We start from the raw sequence: 17,843 nt of genomic DNA, 5'->3' as shown, positions 1-17,843 counted from the left end.
TAACTCTTTTTGCAGGGATTTACCATAAGGTTAGGTATTACCTGCTTTTGTCTCATGCTTGCACCTCAAAGGTTGCCACTCTCTGAAATGTGAGACATACTTTATCTCCGATGTCTAGAGAAGATGGAATTTAACCATCACAAAATCATGACTTCGGATCGCACGCAGATAGCAATTGCAAGCGTTGTATGGTAGTTATATACAACATTTATGCCTCTTCCTATTTTAGTAGTGATGGCTTCTTCTTTGATTGGCTGTGCCCAAATAATATTTCCTGCAACGCGAGCAGTACCGTAGATAATTGCGATTGTTCTGCCGTAGGTTGAAGTTTGAACTTGCAGATTTTTTAGCCTTGCCCCATACGTTACCTTTTGCTCGGCATCAAGGCCGAATATTGCATTATCGAGCTGTGCACCAAGCAAAGCACCAAGTTCCGAGCCAATAACTTGGCCAATTGGACCAAAAATACTACCAGCTTGACCTAAAATTGATGATAGAATTATTGTAGACATGATAGTCCTCCTTTTAATAGATTTTTTTGAATTTGTTAAGACCCAGTATTAAGCACTAAATGTTGAGTGCCAAAGTAGGGTGTCATGAAAGTAGCTGACACTGGAATGACAGGGTTGTAGATGTAATCCCTGTAACCCCTTTGTCTGTTATTCCAGTGCTACTTAATAATGTCATCCAAGTAGCCATTTTCCTGTCGTCCAAGTAGCTCCTCTTCTTGTCATCCGAGTAGCGGACACTGGGATCCACTCTTTTTTCTACTGGATTCCAGTGTCGAGCACTGGAATGACACCCTTTATAGACTTTTGAATTGCTTTAGCTATAAATATTTAAGTAATTTACCAAATAAAAAAAGGTAAAAGAATCCCCGTGGGTAGCTAATTATTTATATGTACTTCAAAATATCAGTTTCTGTTCAGCTAAGTGGTTTGAACGTGACTTCTTTTTTGAGCTGCGCAATTTCAGCTTTAGGAAGACCAGTGGATTCAGCTATCAAGTCAACAGATGCACCAGCTTTAAGTAGGTTTTTTGCCACTTCAATTTTTCCCTTTTTTGCCCCAATTTTGATTCCATATTCTTGACCGATTTGGATGCCTTCTTGTCTGCCTTTTTCTTCGCCGATTTGGATGCCTTCTTCTCTCCCTTTCTTTATACCTTTTTCTTGAGCAGTCTCAAGTTTGTATTCAAGGATAGCTTCCTCTTTGTAAAGATCCATTATTCTTTCTTCATATGCCGTTAGATCTTTTTCATTCCAGTTAAACCTGTCTAATTCATCATATGCTCTCTTTATTATAGGCGCTTCTCTTGCAATCTTCTTTAGATCTTTTTCAGTGGTTTCTTCTGCATGCTTGAAAAAGTAACACCAGCGTTCTACTATGCTTGTTAATTGCTCTACTTTATTTTTAGGAAATTTAGGTAGTTCAATAAACACAAATTGAAAATCTTGTAAGTCATGCTCATTAGTCTTCTCATCTCTGATGGTATGGCTAGATATGTAATTGGACTTATCAGGAAATAAAACACAATTTGAAATTGCAATAAAGAAGATCTTCTGTAAATTAGCATACTTACCAACTTGCCTTGAGTAAGCTTTAGCAGCATAATATTGAGCGCGTTTTTCGAAACCTTTATCACGAGTAAGCTGCATTTCAACCACAAATCTGTTGCCAACAGAATCCTGACAGAGAACATCAACTATACTTTGTCTCTCAGAGGCAATTTCAGGATTCAAAATGGTGCTGATAAATTCTATTTCTTGTATAGTATTAACTTCAGTACACCCTAGAATATCATTTAAAAAATGGATAAGGATCTTCTTATTTTTTTCAGTACCAAAGATTTTCTTGAAGGTTAAGTCCAATTTTGGATCGAGAAATTTAGAAAAAGCCATAACAAATGAACTTAAAAGGTATTAATAATTATACATAATTCTGTAGAAAGATTCAATCTATTTGTTTCGAAAAGCAAATAGCAAGACATTAGCTATAAGAAATCTACCAAATGAAAAAAGGCAAAAGAAGCCCTGGTCAGTATTTATTTTCAGTATCGGCGTTTTTATGTCTTAAACGCTGCAATTTAGCTGCTTTTAAACGCAACTAGTCTAAGCTATAATATTTAAGAAATTTACCAGACAGGAAGAAAAGACAATAAAACCCCGAGGTAGCTAGTTATTCCACTCTCTATTTTAAAATCCGGCGTTGGGTGATGTCTTAAACGACTTATAAGCGCGTTTCAGCTTGTATGGGCAAAAACCCGAAGTTTTAAAAAGACATGCAGTGCACATAGTGCGAAAAATTAAACAATAGTACGCCAAATACAAGTTCTCTGAATCCTGTTACAATGTTGAACAAAATATCTTAGAGTTTAAGAGAACAATTCCTAGAAGACTTTTACATCCAAAAAGAGGTAAATCGTGTTAGTGCTGTTTGAGTAAGCTAAACATTTTACAGCGAAAGAATAGCAAAATACCTTTGATTAAAAAAGAACACCAAGCTTATGGGGTAGGCAGCTAATCCTGTTGCCATTTCCTCAATTAATAAACTTTAACATAAAAGGAGAAGACATTATGAAACTACCAAAAAAAGTAAAGAAAGCTATTGTCAAAAAATTAAGAAATTTGAAGGACATCGCCGCTCCAAAAGAAACTGCTACACAAGGACCAAGTGTTTCTAGTGGTAGGAAACTTTCACCAGGACCAGAAAAACCTTTGGAAGATGTTCTTAACACGGAAACAACCATTGAACAGCAAACCCTTTCCCCTACTGCTACAGTAGATGCTGCTGTTAATATTGAAACCAACATAGTTGAATCATGCGAAAATAGTGATATAACAACAATAGAAGATCAAGCTGCTTCACTCACTGCTTCTGTAGATGAAACACCAAACGCCTCTGACAACCTCTCTTTAGCTGAAACAAAGCCTTGTTTTGATAATAGTACTGCTAACGAACAAGAAAAACCATTACCAAAAGCAACGCAACAAAGGCGAGCAATCGTAGCTGGTTTAGTTGGTGTGGTGTTACTAGCGAATAGTCTTACATTGTATATCCTGAAAATGCACGTTATAGCGGTAGTTGGCGGGATTGTTGGGTTGGTTTGTCTGGGTTTTGCACTGTATAATGCTATAAAGCCCAGCACTAAGCTCGAAAAAATAGAAGATATGGAACAACCTGTTACTGCTTATCCTCCTTTGAATCGGGCATAAAAGGACATTTCTAAAAAAACATAAGCATTGAGCAAGCTTCTTAAAACACTTCCTTGAAATATTAAATAGGTAGTGCTGTGAACATTGAACATGTCATCCTTTTACCCTATAGTACGGCTTGTTGTTTGTTCTGAACTTGGTACTTCACTTATTCTCCTACACCACTCTCCTTTTTTCTGTTCATCAGGTAAGATAATTTTTTCAGAAGGTTGGCGCAGTTTTTCTGGCCTTTCAAAATATCCTCGTTCAACAGCGTCGTACACTGAATACCTACCCAGTGAGCAATTTTTTCCTATTTCTTCTTCACAATTCTTTAATTTTTCCCACATTTCTTGATCTCTTACTTCTACCTTTACTAGGTTCTTATTTTGCATATCAGGGTACAGTCTCACTTCTAATTCTCCCAAACTGGTATAGAAAATTAATACTATATCACTACCATCTATAAGGTCAGTATAATGCCTGACGCCATTTACCGTTATAATTTCCACCTCACTTTTACCGATCTTTATTATATCTTTTCTAGATTGTATGTTTTTCTGGTTTGGTACCAAATTTTTTTCTTCATCTGTGATCATTGCAACATTTATTGTGCTATCTTCTGAATATTCTAAGTAAAAAGTAGTGTTATCTATTCTCACATCATTCAGCCTACCAGTGGTTGCTTCTCTTGCAGCTTTAATAAATTTATTAGCATTATTCCTATGACTTGCATAAGTTTTGTCCAAATTAGCTCTAAAATCTTTAAATTCTAATTCCAGTTCGTCAATTATATCCATACTGTTTCTATTATACAATACTGCCCCCTTTGAAATCAGTTTACATATTATATCACTAGCAGTTTTAGGATTCCCTTTTAACTCACCAATTCTTTTTATCACATAATCTGCAAAACTATGCCAATCGTCTGGAAAAGGGCACTGTGGAGAAAAGTCTTCGTTAAAACCTAGTCGCACCCCAGACCTGATGGCCTCATCTACAATTTTTTCTAGCTTGCTCACACATTCAACTTTAGATATTCTACCTAAAAAATCATCTAGTTTTTTTTGTTGGGCTGGCGTTAAATTACGCCATAAAGTGCAAGGTAGTTCTTCCTTTACTAGGCAATGACGTATATCATCTGATGCCCCTGCCTCTAAAAATAAGTTTCTTATTTCTACACCAATGGCTTCATTAACATCAGAAATACCTGCATTAGCATAACAAATATTATCAGCAAGTTCAAGAAATAACGCCTTACTTCCTGTTCCCCGAATATTTAGTACCACTTTTAGGTCTGGGTTACTCTTATGTTCATCTAAAAACCTTTTTACAAGCTCTTTTAATTTATTTAAGGCAAAAAGATCTGTATGATTGAACCAAATGTTACATAATTCTTGCCTCAGCTTCTCTTGTTTCTTAGTTAAAAGGGACCATGCAACATTGTAGTGACCACCAGCAATTGCAATCTGTTGTGGAGTTTTTCCTTGTCTATCACACATACTTGGATTAGCACCAGCCCGAAGTAGTGAGCTTACACCTTTATTATTACCAATAGCAGCAGCATAGTGCAAAGGTGTTTCTCCTTCATTATTCTTTGCGTTAGGATCTGCTCCTGCTTTCAAAAGTAAATCTACAGCTTGATCTACCCGATCACGAATCGCTTCCCTTGTACGAGCTCTTGAAACCGCATGCAACACCGTTACCCCGGATTCTCCCCTTGGAAGGTCAAGAATGACTTTTAGATTTGGGTCATTTTCATTACTTTTTAAAAATTCTTCAAGTTCAACAGCACTGCCATTATCATAATCAAAAATATTATCCTCGTACCAGTCTAGGTATTTTAAAATACTTAGTAGTTTTGCGTTTAACTCTTTTTGACTTCCCTTGAGATCATGCTCTTGAGCAAACCAAACACATACTTGTTTTCGTAGTGAATCTCGATCATCCATCAAGGATGGTGGCACCATATTATAACTTTCAAATGGCAAAATGACTGTTTGAGTCCACGAGGTTTCTAAATGATTATTACATGAAACTTGTAACAGGTATTCTTCTTTAATTAACTCATGTCCATCATCAAATGGTTCATCTGTTTCCAAATACTCTTGCCCAGTACTTAATTCCTCTTCTTCATGTTTTTTTAACTTTGTAGTAGAAGCCATACCACCTCCTAGTCAAAACATATAATATATTATGTGTAATATATTATATGAGTCAAGCTAATTTCAACATAATATTTTTATTATTTTGCAATTTTTGAGTTTCTGTAGTAAGATTAGGTGTTTACATAAACTCTTAACGTAATAAATATATTCATGTTAGTAATCCATAAATTGGCAAAGTTCATCTGTAAACGCTAATTCTGGATTAAGGAAGGAAGAATAGGAAATGGAAGGCTTTTGAGGTTTCATAGAATAAGAAATGAGAGTAGAAAAGATATGAACCAGAAAATTAGCAGGAGATCTATGACGAGTATGTTCAACCTCAAGTCTATTTTTGAGGTAGCCAAAAACCGTTTCAATAATAGACCTTTTTCTCAGCAAAATCTTCTCATTTAGGGAAATTAACGTATTTTTCATACCCTTTTTACCTTGGTAACAAGTTTCAGTCCTCGATCAAACAGCTCTTTTGCAATATAACCTTTATCTCCAAATAACAGATCTATTAATTTTTCCGTGAGGTTTGGAACTGGCTTCCTATCGTCAACATTGCCTGTTGTCAGAGTAAGCGCCTGAATTTCACCATTTTCATTGATTACCATATGTAATTTAAAACCAAAAAACCAGCTATAGGAGCTCTTGCTTAATTTTGCAATGCCAGCAAAAACTTTGTTTATGTATATCCTTTTTGCATGACAGACTGCAATAGAAGTTGAATCAATATAGGATATACCTGTTTCTTTTGCTTGCTCACATAACCATTGCAGCAACATTGCTAAATGCCACAAAACTCTAGGTTTTAGAGCAACAAACCGAGTGTATGAAGGCAATTTTGGAAACTCTGATTTGTAAGTGGATGTTAAGTGATATAGATAGAATGCTTTAAAATTTTTGCATGGAGATTGTTGATAGAGGAGAACTATTGTCACGATCTCAGGAAGCGTAATTTCAGTTACTCTTGTCGGTTTTCGAGCATTCGATAGTAGCTTATCTGCAAAATTTTCCTCTATAGATTTACAAAAGTCATCGACTAAGCAAAACAGTTCAGTTATATCTTGATTCATGGGTGACCTCGCTTACATTTTTATTTGTCAATATTAGCTGAGTTTACCCTATTTTCCTGCTTTTTTTCTCTCTTCTCATCCAGAATTAGCGTTTGTTTGGTGAAAATAGGGCTGTGAAAATAGAAGCTTGAAATTGCGGCAGCAAAGTTAGGCAAACTAGTTCGTATATAAATTTAGTAAAAGTGAGCTAACATGGCTAGTTTTAGCGAATAGCAAAGTTACAATAAACAAAAGTTCGCAAGAAACTTGCGGTAGACCAACCCATCCCAAAGAAAACACTTCTCACCACTTTTGATTTTGAGCACTGGAAATGGTTAATTTGCTTGAGATCTTAATAATATATCTTGCTAAATTAATAGTATTTTACTTGCGGAAGAATTAATAAGCGTATGATAAAAACAGAATTTAAAAAAATGAAAGATCAGATTGACCTTATCAAGAGGCTCTTATTGAAAATTATTGCAAGTCTGAAATTTTCTATAATATTACTGGCCCTTTAATTTAACCAACAAGTAGTAAAATCTTTTATAGATATTAATCCATTTTTACCTTTTAGTGGACTTATTTATTAATATTAAATTTTGCATTTCTTATAATATTATTCACAGTTTCAATATCATCATTAAAAGAGCGATATGCATTTTCTACTGAAGTTTTATCATCAACGAAGTAGTTATAAGGATTTGTCATACGTGAATGAATGTCAAAGAAAACGCACTTGCCATCAATCATACCTCTGTATATATATGTATCATAAGCAGTACCTGCTGCACCTTCACCTGTATAAAGATATATAAAGTGATACCCATCTATCAATATTTTATCTGGTAACACTTTTTCCTTACTGTTAAAACTCATGAATGTTGGGTAACTACTATAACATGTTTCTTCTAAAACATCACCCTTGCTAATTAGCACATCCCCTCTTATGCAGTAGTGGTAGATATCAGACTTATCAATTTCGAATGAGACAACTTTTCTTGAGTCTTTTATGAGAGAGTCATTTTTGTAATGAGCTATCAGGGCAGTATTGTCATCATCTATAATCATGTTACCAGGTAGTGGTAGCTGGAAACCACTGTCTTGATCGTAAAACATATCTGTTTTTTCCTGTGCAAGAAGCTGCAAATTAAAAAAAAGAACGAAGATCAAAATTCTAAATAAAGAAATACTATACATCTGCAAAACTAAAGTTAAATTAAGAAAAATCTCTTTCTAATCATACAGGTTACTTTAATTCTCTTCTACTCTATTTACTGATATGCGTTGAACCTATAGTTTGAAAAAATTTAAACCAAATTCCAAAAATGTGTATAGCTAATAAAAGACCTTATATAAGCCTATTAAGAGCCTTTTACTGAAAACCACTTTAGGTTAGAAAATTTTTCTAAGAACCTGTTTAAAATCTTTTGAGGAGTAAAGCAGAGAAAGCAAGAACGACCATTTGCAAGCTAGTGTTGAGTTTACGTTCGCAATTTTTCCATAGCCGTCTACACTTTTCCAACCAAGCAAAAGACCGCTCGACAACCTATCTTTTTGGCAATATAGCAAAGGTATGTAATTCTCTTCGTTTTATTATCTCAACAGTTGCACCGATAGTTACTTTTATTTGAGTTGCAAAATTTTCTCCTGTATAGCCAGCATCAACAAGTGTATTTTTAACTTCAGAGAGGCTTTCTTTAGCATTCTCAACCATTTTCACAGCACTGCTACGATCAGTTGCTTCTGCAGTTGTCAGATGAATTGCGTGTGGTAAACCTTGAGTGTCAACTGCAATATGGCGCTTTATACCAGAGATCTTTTTACCAGCATCATAGCCTTTCTTTTCAGCAGTATCTGTGTTTTTAACACTTTGAGAATCAATTATACAGAAGCTTGTTTTCTCTTTCCTACCATTGTTTATACGGACCTCTCCAACTAATCTTTTTTAAAACTAATTCCAGCAAACTTTGTTCTGCTTCATTCTTTTTATTCCACATTTGAAAATAGTAATACACATTCTCCCACCTTGGAAAATCTTTTGGCAGCATTCTCCACTGGCAGGCACTTTTTAGAACGTATAGCACTGCACAAAATACTTCATATAAATCAAGCTTTCTTGGTTTTGTTTTCTTCCTGCTACTTTCCAGAATCGGTCTGATCTTTTCAAATTGTTCTCTACTTACATCGCTTGGATAACTTTTTCGCATAGATATACCTCATCTTTAATCTATGCCTATTCTATCTCATCTATCCGAGATTCTTAACACGTTCTAAAATAGTGATTGACAGGTTACAAAGGTGTAGTATAATGTTGAAGTTAGTATAGAGTTTATAAATTATTATAGCTCTGTATCTTACATATGGTTTTGTTTGTGAGGTAAGAATTATGGACTTAGATGATCTAACTAAGGTAGCTTTTTCTATTATTAAGGATGACGATCCTTATAAAGAATCTAAACAACTTCAAATAAAAAATTGGGGGCGTGGGTACTTAGAGACTATCAATACTGAAAACCTCCCTTTTTTCCTTGACATATTGTCAAATGAAGAGTGTTGGGAAAAAACTAACACAATACATGGCATTAAACTCAATAGAAGAGTAGTAGCTAAAAAGATGATTGAACCCCAGAGTTGGAAGGGTACAAATAATCCGCTAGATGACTTTGATCGTTACCAAATCGCATGTTGGTGTTGCTTAGAAGAGGATATAATCTCTCTATTTGAACATTTTAAACAGGAAGATAAAATAAAAGATGGAGATTCAGATGCACTAAAAAAATTAGTTAAATCAGTAAGTGGAAGTTGGTATACAGATGCAATGATGCAATTTTGGTCACATTTCATTAGTGGATACATTTCAGAGTTAGATCTAGAAGGTCAGCATCCTTATGTTTTTGGTTTACATCGTGCAGCAATAAGTTCGAGGAGAAGACGTGTAGAAGCAGTAGAATTCTTTTGGGATAAGGTTCGTTCATTACCTGAAAGTGAATTAAGTGCTCGAGAGAAAGATGAAGTTTTCATGAGAATTGCAGTGCATGCAGCACATGATAGTGGCTATCCTGATGTGTTTGAATTTTGTTTAAGTCAGATAAGTCCTGATAGATATCCAGAGCTTTTGAAAAGAGATTTGGAGAGAAATACTGAATATGCCTCTTTATACAGAATGCTAGAAATGTTTAATTTTGATCGATTTCAGAAGTTATTTGATTTTTTGAAGCCATGCAATATTCCAGAAGATGATTACTATCTCTGGTTAAAATTAATGGTAAAGGAATGCCCAGAGCATTATTTAAGCACAGCTATGGGAATTTTTATACATGTATGGACAAGAGAGGGGTTTGATGATCATCGTACCTTCACATTGAATAAAGAAATGATGAATAACTCTGTTTTTCAAGGGAGATTTTTAGTGCCTTTAGTTGAAAAAGGTTTTATGAAGCCAGTATGGGCGATGTTAGATAAGGCTAATTCTAGCCAAATCAAGGAGTTTATGTCTTCTGAGGAAGCAAATTACATACGTTCTATATTAGAGCGAGGAGATCATGTTTCATTAAATAAGTTTTTAGCCTATGGTAAGGTTGCTGATAAAGAACTCGATCAAAAAAACATACCTGGCCCAAGTGGTGATTTAGCTGAGGTAGAGATTAGTAAACAATCTTATGTGGGGTTAGGTGATCATTAAAAAGTTCTAAAAGGAGGGTTATATGCCAAACGAAGAAAAACCACAAGATTTTGAGTTAATAGAGTTATTGATTAAAGAAGCAAGTTCTGTTACAGGTACTGGTGTTGTCAATCATCCGGCTCGACGAGGCGATGAATTTGAATCTTTCGAAGCAAGGTTTCAATCATATATTGATCAGATTCCATCATATTTACATTCAGTAGGTAAAGAAGGATTTTTTCCTCATTTCTTTTTAGGGAGCTTTTCTACTTTTATAGACACAAAAGCTGCAAAGGAATTAAAGATTAAAAAAATGTATTTTCGCTTTGATGGTCCGAAAATTTTGAAGGTTGCTGTTGTAAGAGATGGGGGGAATGAAAAGGAATATAAAGATAAAGGTTATGATGATTACGAAGTTAATTTAAGTCTTTTTGTGATTTTAGAGTCTGGTGAGACTGATAGTAAGAGTAAAAAGTTTACCTATGATGAGCTAGAAAATATACTTAATCAATTAGCGCTGCCGGCACAGAGTACGAGTATAAGAAATGTTGGACATAAACTCCAAATCAGATCAATAGAGATTGCTAAAACTACGGGAGAAATATCTATTAAAGTAGAAAATGAGAAATTGGGTAAAGTTGCTTCTGCAACATATGATTTTAAGGAAATAAAAAAGGGGTTATGGAATAATCCAGAAAGTGATATAGCAAAACTGACTAATTCTAATGCAGGAAAAGTAAAGGAATCTGTTGAAGAAATTTTTAAAAAAGTCAGTGGAATCCATTCTGAACATGAGAATTCACTTATCTATGGTAAAGAGGTACGAGAAGCAGCACATCATGGATTTATAGCAGGTGCTTTAGTAAATTTCCGCTATAGGCATAATCTGAGGGTTTACCTGGAGCAATTTGCAGGAAGAGGTTATGCTGATATTGTTCTAGTGCCTCGTGGTAAGAATAGATTACCGAATGCTGTTCCAATTATTATTGAATTGAAAGCAGGAATAGGTCATGGTAAAGAACTAGATGATGCATTAGAGCAAGCAAAAGGTTATGCAAAAGGGTTTCAGCCAAATACAACGCGTGTTTTGACTATTTCAGATAATGTATTGTGTGTAGGGTTAAATTTGGATTCAACTAAAAAGTTTTCAATGCATATATCACCCCGTGAAGATAGAGAAATTGCTCCACCTACAATGCAAGCACTCTTGAAGGAAGCTTCAGACTGGAATGGAAGACAAGATACGACCACTAATGTTAAAGAAAAAATAAAGCAGCCACTAGAGCGTATTTATCACACATTTCCTGGTACGCCGGAGAAAGGAGGTAATTACTTTAGTAGATTCCTGTTAGGGCAACTTCTCCTTGCTAATGAGTTCAAGAGAATTAATTTAGAGAGATCCGTATTTTTATATGATGAGTACCCACTTGCTTCTTCTACAAGGTCTGGTGCACAATCAACTGAAAGACCTGTGACAACGTTCATGCTGACTAAAGGAAATCAGGGGCAAAATAAAGAGGTATTTATTTTTCATATTAGAGAAGGGGGAAGAGGAGATCGTAGCAGTAAAAAGATACCTACACCTGATGATCTACCGGAGCAAAGCAAAATTACAGAGGTATACGTAAGTTTACAAGAAGGGAAGAAGTCTGATTTTTTTAACATAGAGGAGGTTAATAGATATAATTCCTTAAATGAATACAAAGAAGGGAAAGAGTTTTTCAAAGGAGAATTAAAAGATGTTCCTTACCCTAATGGACTAAGGGAGGCATTTGATGATGCACTTAAGTCTCAAGTTACTCCTGCAGCAGGGCAGTCTCTACCAGTAGATAAATATAATTCATTACTAAAGAAAATTGGAGAAGGAATGTTTCCTTTTAGGGATTTTATTAATGAAGAGGCTCATTTTCAAGGAGCGTTACATGGAGTATTCAGCCACTATAGTGATATAAGGCTGGGGGAATCACAAGAAAACAGAGCATTAGTATTAACAGAGCTTCAAACAGGTAGAGGAAAACGTATCGATATGTTGGTTCATGGTATTAAGTTTGCAAGCCGAGATGGAAATGCCAAAGAATATATTCCTGTGGGATTAGAGCTTAAGGGACCAAGAAAAGGTGAAAAAGCTGATGCATTAGTGAAGGAAGCTGATGAGCAAATACGCACAGAATATAAGGAGGGTGTTAGTTATAAAACGCTTACAGATGGTGATAAAGTAGCTTTTATAGGAGTTGCTTTTGATGAAAAAGCTGAAGATAAAGGTTCTCTTATTTTAACAGGAGAAGCATTTCAAGAAGTGGAAGTTAGGCACAGCTCTGTCTTTAGGGTCAGTCAGCTGTGCAACCTAAGAAAAAACTTAATCCAAATAGTTGTGTAAAGCAAGGTGGTAGGAGTAGAAGAAGTATCAGTTATTGTTTATTTGCAAAAGATGATGTGGAAAAGTTTAGTAAAGGAAAGGTGGATGAAGATAATGTAGATAAGGTTATAGTTGATAGTGAAAAGTTCCTAACTTATGTTAAGAGTAGTAAAGATGAAGCGAAAAATGCTCAGCTAATAGAGTTTGTTGGGGATAAAAATATTGAAGGTGATTACAAATACTTACTTGATAAGGTTGTTGGAGATCAAGGATATGAGCGCTATGTCCAGAATGAGCGTATTAAAGATTTGCAAGGTGATGTTTTACAACAAAATAGTGGTTTAACAAAAAATCCAAAATTAAAAAGCAGGTTAATGAATGCTGCAGGTGGAATACAATTAATAAGAGGAATCCATGGTGCTATTGTATCTTGTAAAGATGGAACAGCAACGGATTGTGGATTAAATCTAGGCGGAATAGGATGGTCTTTTGCATCTCAACCAATTGAGAATGTAATGGTTAAAATTACTCCAAGAGTTGTAACATCAGCTGAAAAGGTTATAGGAAAAATTATACCAGGTACTTTAGGTAAACAGACAAAATTTGCTGTCCGGGTTGCAGGAGTAAAATTTGGAAGCACAATAGTAAAAGGTGTGGCAGGGGCTGTAGGTGGTGTATTTGATATTATTGATATAGGCATATCAGCAAATAATCTTGTAGACTGTAAAAATAGAGAAAGTAGTGATAATCCATGTGGAGAGAAAGAAATAAGGGATAATATAGCATCTATATCTTTTTCTACTGTGTCGTTTGTGTCTGGTGTTGCTCTTACAGCACTTAGCATGCCTGGAATCGGCATTGCAGTTGGAGTTGCATTGATGGTAGCTTCGGGGGTTTATAGTGGTGTTAGCAATATCGTAGAGTACGAGAAAAAGCACGATACAACCCATGATGAAAATTGGCGTATTTTTTGGCATACAGTTGCTTTTCAACCTATACCAGAAGATGTGCAACATCTTGCAGCCAGAAAGGAAATGGTTAATAGTCTCACTAAAGAAGCGTGGCAAGCTTTAAATAATAGCCCTAATAGTACTGTTGCTTATGGTATTGGTTTTGGAAAAGTAAGTGGTAATACCCTTCGTCCGGATTATGCAAAGATTCTTATGAATAAAGAAGAAAGGGCTAATACAAGAAGTCTTTCACGTGTTATACCTCATCGTATTGAAGATGCTAGCAGAATTTGTTTACCACAGGTTACTGACCAAGATTATGAAAAAGAAGGTACAAAAAATTCATTCGACTTTGCTTCGTATTATTGTAAAAATTCAATGGTTATTAGTCACGATAATAGGGTAAAGGGGAAACAAAAGGATAAAACAATTGTTTATGATTTAAGCAATGTAAACAAAGGTACCGTCGTTGGAAATAACGAATGGAGCAATAATTTTTTAATTGACTCAGGTACAGCAGAAATAACTGGTGGCAATAAGGTAGTAAATAGGTTTGTTGTAAACAACATTGACTTTTCAGGTAAAATTATTGGTGGAAGTAACTCCATTAATATACTTGATTTAAGCCAATTGAAAGATAAAGTTATAGAAGTGAATGTTAATTATCGTTTTAAGCCTAATGCCTCTGGGTCATTAAAGGCAAGAGTAAATGGTCGTTGGCTAATCGATGATCAAATTGATAATAATGGCGTCTTTAACTATTACTATGTTGGAAGGAAGAACAAGGTGGATAAGGTTTTGTGCATGGGTTACTCTGAGCACTTTACAGGAACCGATGGTCGTGACGTTATCATAGATAGTGGTGGTGGTTCTAACAAGAACGAAAAAGATATAGTCGAAAATTGCAAAAAAGTAATTATTTCACCGTATACTACAGTCAAGGGTGGAAAGAGCAATTATACTTTTTACGTAAAAAGTGCAGATTATAAAGGTAGGAGTTTATATTCAGAAATTGATGTAGATGGAACAGGAACTATAATTTTTCCGGAAATCGATTTATTAGGTGATTGTGATCAAATCACTTATTCTACAAGCAGTAATACTTTATCTTTGAAAATAAATTTTGGTCAAAATAATCAATTTACTCTCGATATAAAAAATTACGTCGAGCAAAGCAGTAATAAGCCTCACTTTTTACTAATAGATAGAAATGGTAGTAATATTGTTCCTAAGATTGAAAGATCAGGCTCATCAACTATAAAGATTAATTCATTTGAATTACATTCAGAACATTCTTTAGATAATTTTAAGGATGTTGAAAATCATTACAAAAAGATTCTAAACAATAATAAGGATTATAAAGTTTTGGGTGTTATTAGAGGAAAAATACAAGGTCAAGATAGTAGTGTAGTTCCACATATGGTTTTTGGTTCTTCAGGAGATGATATAATAAACTTTGATCAAGGTACTATGTTTGCTAGAGGTGGAAAAGGAAATGATATATATGTTATTGGTGACAGTGTAAATAATAGAGAAGTTAAAATTGATAATAATTCAGAGGATGGAAAGCTAGATACAATATTTATGCGAGAAGTTCCAATGAAATTTCTGATGAAGGGGTGTGATGTACACCTCAATTATAATAATACTAATATTCAAATAAAAAATTATCTAAAGAGTAACAATTATAGACACCTTGTGGTTATGAATAGCAAAGGAGAAACCTTTATTCCTCATGTACAATCAACGTCATGTGTTGATTCTTCTATGGAAGATGGTGAACTAATTCCTTTTTTACAAGCTACACAAACTCAGATTAGGTTTTGGTTATCTGGGGATTTTCAAGGCGATTATGTGGTGATTGATTCTAATCTTAAAGATATTGAAAAATATAAAAATGAAGATGATCTTTTATTAATAAGAAAAAATGAAATTCCCTTTATTATTAGAATAGAAGGATTTTACACTGATCGAAGTAAATGGGAAAATATTTCTTACTCTCTATGGAATAACAATGATTTTGTGCCATCTCCTAGCTTATTAGAGGATGTTGATGATACAATGGAGTATAAAGATAAACTCAGAGATGATTATGAAAGAACTGTAAAAGAATATAATGAGGACTTTAGTAACTCTACTAGTATTATTCAGCACAATCAAAAGTTAGAAAAAAATATCTCTGTTCCTGTAAAACAGGATGAGGAACGCATGGGAGTAATGGTACTAAAAAATATTATTCCGGATCAGGTAGAAGTTTTCAGTAGTGGTAAAGATTTGATATTTCGTGATAAGAGGTCCAACCATACGATTAACGTAAGAAATTGGGATAATTCTGAATCTTATAGAATCTCTACATTAGAATTTGATCTAGGCTTAGAACCAATAACACTCCGTAAATTAGGTGGATTTAGCTTATCTGAGGTAGGAAAAATACAGTATTTAATTCGTAAAGCTTCAGAAAATTATCAAAATAGGGATAAATATACTCTGAAAGTAGAAAACGACTTTAAATGTTTAATGTCAGTTGATGATTTTGAAAGAGGAAATAGAGATCCAGTACATCAGTGTCTTGGTTTTCCTTCACTGCAAGACCGGGTTAGATTTACAGAAAATTCCTGTAGTTTAGAGCAAATTGAGGAATTAAAAAATAAAACGCCAAGTAGTAATCAGATTTTAATATTGCTTGAAAAGTTAGAAAACAACCTTTTGCTGAATGGTTATGATTCAAACATAATAGATCAGTGCAATAAGTGGATGATAACTTCAGGATTGAGGGTATTAAAACCATTGGTAAGCACAGCAGTTGATGAAGGTAAATGGGATGAAGTTGAAACTCTCCTTGATAAGACTGCTAAAAAAAGTAAGGCTGCTGATGTTGAACATAAAATTCAGTGTTCACAAAACTGGACGGCTTTGAATTATGCTGTTTATAACGGTAATGTGGAATTAAGCCAAAGTATATTTAAACCGTTTTTAAAAAAGAAAGGTGACATTAATGCCTTAACTAGTTGCAACGGTGATAATTGGGCGCTTTTACACTATGCTGTTCACTACGACAATCTTGATATGGTTAGCTTTCTTATAGATAAAGGTGCTAAGGTTGACATTCAAAGTAAAAAGGGTAAGACGCCTCTATATTTGGTTATTGAGGAAGCCAAGCAGTTGGATATAGTTAAGCTTCTCCTTGATAGAGGTGCAGATATCAAGATTAAGTACAATGGTAGAACACCTCTGTACTTAGCTGCTTATAATGGTAATTTAGGTATAATCACATTTCTTTGTGATAGGATTAAAGCTGAAAGTAACAACTCATTTAAAATAGAACAGATTAAATTTTTAAAGGAGGAAGTTGTTAACCAAGCGAATATTCCATCCGATACAAAAAGATTGGTGGAGTCTTGTATAAGCAGTTTAAGAGGTTCGATAAAAAGTGAAGCAGAAAGGGCGCTAAAGGATGGTATGCTGAATGGTCGTAGTGCTTCAACCATTGAGTTTGTGAATAAGGTATATAATTTTGATAAAAATTTATTTGGTGAAGCAATTAAAGAAGCTGTAAATCGCACATATTCGAGTGTAGGTATAGAAGGAATATTAAAGTTTATAGGCAGTCACCATTATATTAGTCAGTTTATTCCAGGTTACGTAGCTATGTTTGACAAAATACCAGAGAATGATGGTGCAATGTTTAAATTAGCTTACTCTATTAGAGAGACCATGAAAATGCCTAGGGTCAGTTCAGAAGAGAAATCTGATCTTGAAAGGCTAAAAAACAAATTACCAGAATCAGTCAGAAATGCAGTATTTTCATCAGCGGTATGTATTAAAAATGTTGAGTATGGAAGGTACTTATATTCACCTAATAGTGCTTCTAATTTCCAATTTGACGATGAAAGACGTTATGTGTTTACCTGGTCTTCAAAGATGGACAATGGTAAGTGGAAAGTTGAGCTTAATGGCGATAATGTGTATCTACGGAATGTTGAGTATGGAAGGTACTTATATTCACCTAATAGTGCTTCTAATTTCCAATTTGACGATGAAAGACGTTATGTGTTTACCTGGTCTTCAAAGATGGACAATGGTAAGTGGAAAGTTGAGCTTAATGGCGATAATGTGTATCTACGGAATGTTGAGTATGGAAGGTACTTATATTCACCTAATAGTGCTTCTAATTTCCAATTTGACGATGAAAGGCGTTATGTGTTTACCTGGTCTTCAAAGGTGACAATGGTAAGTGGAAAGTTGAGCTTAATGGCGATAATGTGTATCTACGGAATGTTGAGTATGGAAGGTACTTATATTCACCTAATAGTGCTTCTAATTTCCAATTTGACGATGAAAGGCGTTATGTGTTTACCTGGTCTTCAAATGGAAAGGGTGGTCAATTTAAGTGGAAGTTTGAAAATTGTGGATCTACTCGCAGTAGGCGTAGTATACAAGAGTCAAATGGTTATAATCAAACTGTGGTAGACTAT

At 34.6% G+C, this 17,843-nt stretch carries 8 protein-coding genes and 3 pseudogenes; 4 read left to right on the top strand and 7 right to left on the bottom strand.

The genetic code is table 11. From position 1 onward, the window contains the following. Nucleotides 1–164 precede the first annotated feature (164 nt). The 3 genes and pseudogenes from HF196_RS04530 to HF196_RS04520 all read right to left on the bottom strand — a co-directional run. Nucleotides 165–512, bottom strand: a pseudogene (locus HF196_RS04530) (baseplate megatron protein TIM-barrel domain-containing protein); the annotation flags it as partial. An 82-nt stretch (nt 513–594) separates the two neighbouring features. After that, nucleotides 595–759 carry a hypothetical protein gene (locus tag HF196_RS06145; protein ID WP_168456006.1) on the bottom strand — a complete coding sequence of 55 codons (165 nt, stop codon included), beginning with the start codon at nt 757–759 and terminating at the stop codon, nt 595–597. A 166-nt stretch (nt 760–925) separates the two neighbouring features. Continuing rightward, nucleotides 926–1,900, bottom strand: coding sequence for an Rpn family recombination-promoting nuclease/putative transposase (locus tag HF196_RS04520; protein WP_168456005.1), 975 nt, complete (start codon nt 1,898–1,900; stop codon nt 926–928). 675 nt (nt 1,901–2,575) lie between these two features. Here HF196_RS04520 and HF196_RS04515 point away from each other — a divergent pair. Next, nucleotides 2,576–3,214 carry a hypothetical protein gene (locus tag HF196_RS04515; RefSeq protein WP_168455263.1) on the top strand — a complete coding sequence of 213 codons (639 nt, stop codon included), beginning with the start codon at nt 2,576–2,578 and terminating at the stop codon, nt 3,212–3,214. Between the two features lie 101 nt (nt 3,215–3,315). On the opposite strand, the gene HF196_RS04510 is transcribed toward HF196_RS04515, so the two are convergent. The 4 genes and pseudogenes from HF196_RS04510 to HF196_RS04495 all read right to left on the bottom strand — a co-directional run bounded on the left by HF196_RS04510 (nt 3,316) and on the right by HF196_RS04495 (nt 8,608). Continuing rightward, entirely contained in the window at nt 3,316–5,358 is a 2,043-nt protein-coding gene (locus tag HF196_RS04510) for an ankyrin repeat domain-containing protein (protein ID WP_168456004.1), read from the bottom strand. Between the two features lie 156 nt (nt 5,359–5,514). Further along, nucleotides 5,515–6,419 (bottom strand): annotated as a pseudogene (locus tag HF196_RS04505) (IS982 family transposase). 561 nt (nt 6,420–6,980) lie between these two features. Beyond that, on the bottom strand, nt 6,981–7,517 hold the full coding sequence (locus HF196_RS04500) for a hypothetical protein (RefSeq protein WP_168456003.1): 537 nt from the start codon (nt 7,515–7,517) through the stop codon (nt 6,981–6,983). A gap of 301 nt (nt 7,518–7,818) precedes the next feature. Further along, a pseudogene (locus HF196_RS04495) lies at nt 7,819–8,608 on the bottom strand (IS5 family transposase). A 179-nt stretch (nt 8,609–8,787) separates the two neighbouring features. Between HF196_RS04495 and HF196_RS04490 the strand changes: the two are divergent. The 3 genes from HF196_RS04490 to HF196_RS04480 are packed head-to-tail and all read left to right on the top strand — an operon-like array spanning nt 8,788 to nt 17,838. Further along, a complete protein-coding gene (locus HF196_RS04490; protein ID WP_168456002.1) occupies nt 8,788–10,083 on the top strand; it encodes a hypothetical protein in 1,296 nt (431 codons plus the stop codon). Between the two features lie 22 nt (nt 10,084–10,105). Continuing rightward, a complete protein-coding gene (locus HF196_RS04485) occupies nt 10,106–12,439 on the top strand; it encodes a hypothetical protein (RefSeq protein ID WP_168456001.1) in 2,334 nt (777 codons plus the stop codon). Then, nucleotides 12,400–17,838 (top strand): ankyrin repeat domain-containing protein, encoded by a 5,439-nt coding sequence (locus tag HF196_RS04480; protein ID WP_168456000.1) that lies wholly within the window; start codon nt 12,400–12,402, stop codon nt 17,836–17,838. The genes HF196_RS04485 and HF196_RS04480 overlap by 40 nt, the downstream gene beginning before the upstream one ends. Nucleotides 17,839–17,843 lie beyond the last annotated feature (5 nt).

It is taken from the genome of Wolbachia endosymbiont of Ctenocephalides felis wCfeJ, from assembly GCF_012277315.1.
Lineage (GTDB): Bacteria > Pseudomonadota > Alphaproteobacteria > Rickettsiales > Anaplasmataceae > Wolbachia.
Note: the sequence above shows the minus strand (reverse complement) of the source record. Positions and strands in the feature narration are given on the sequence as shown.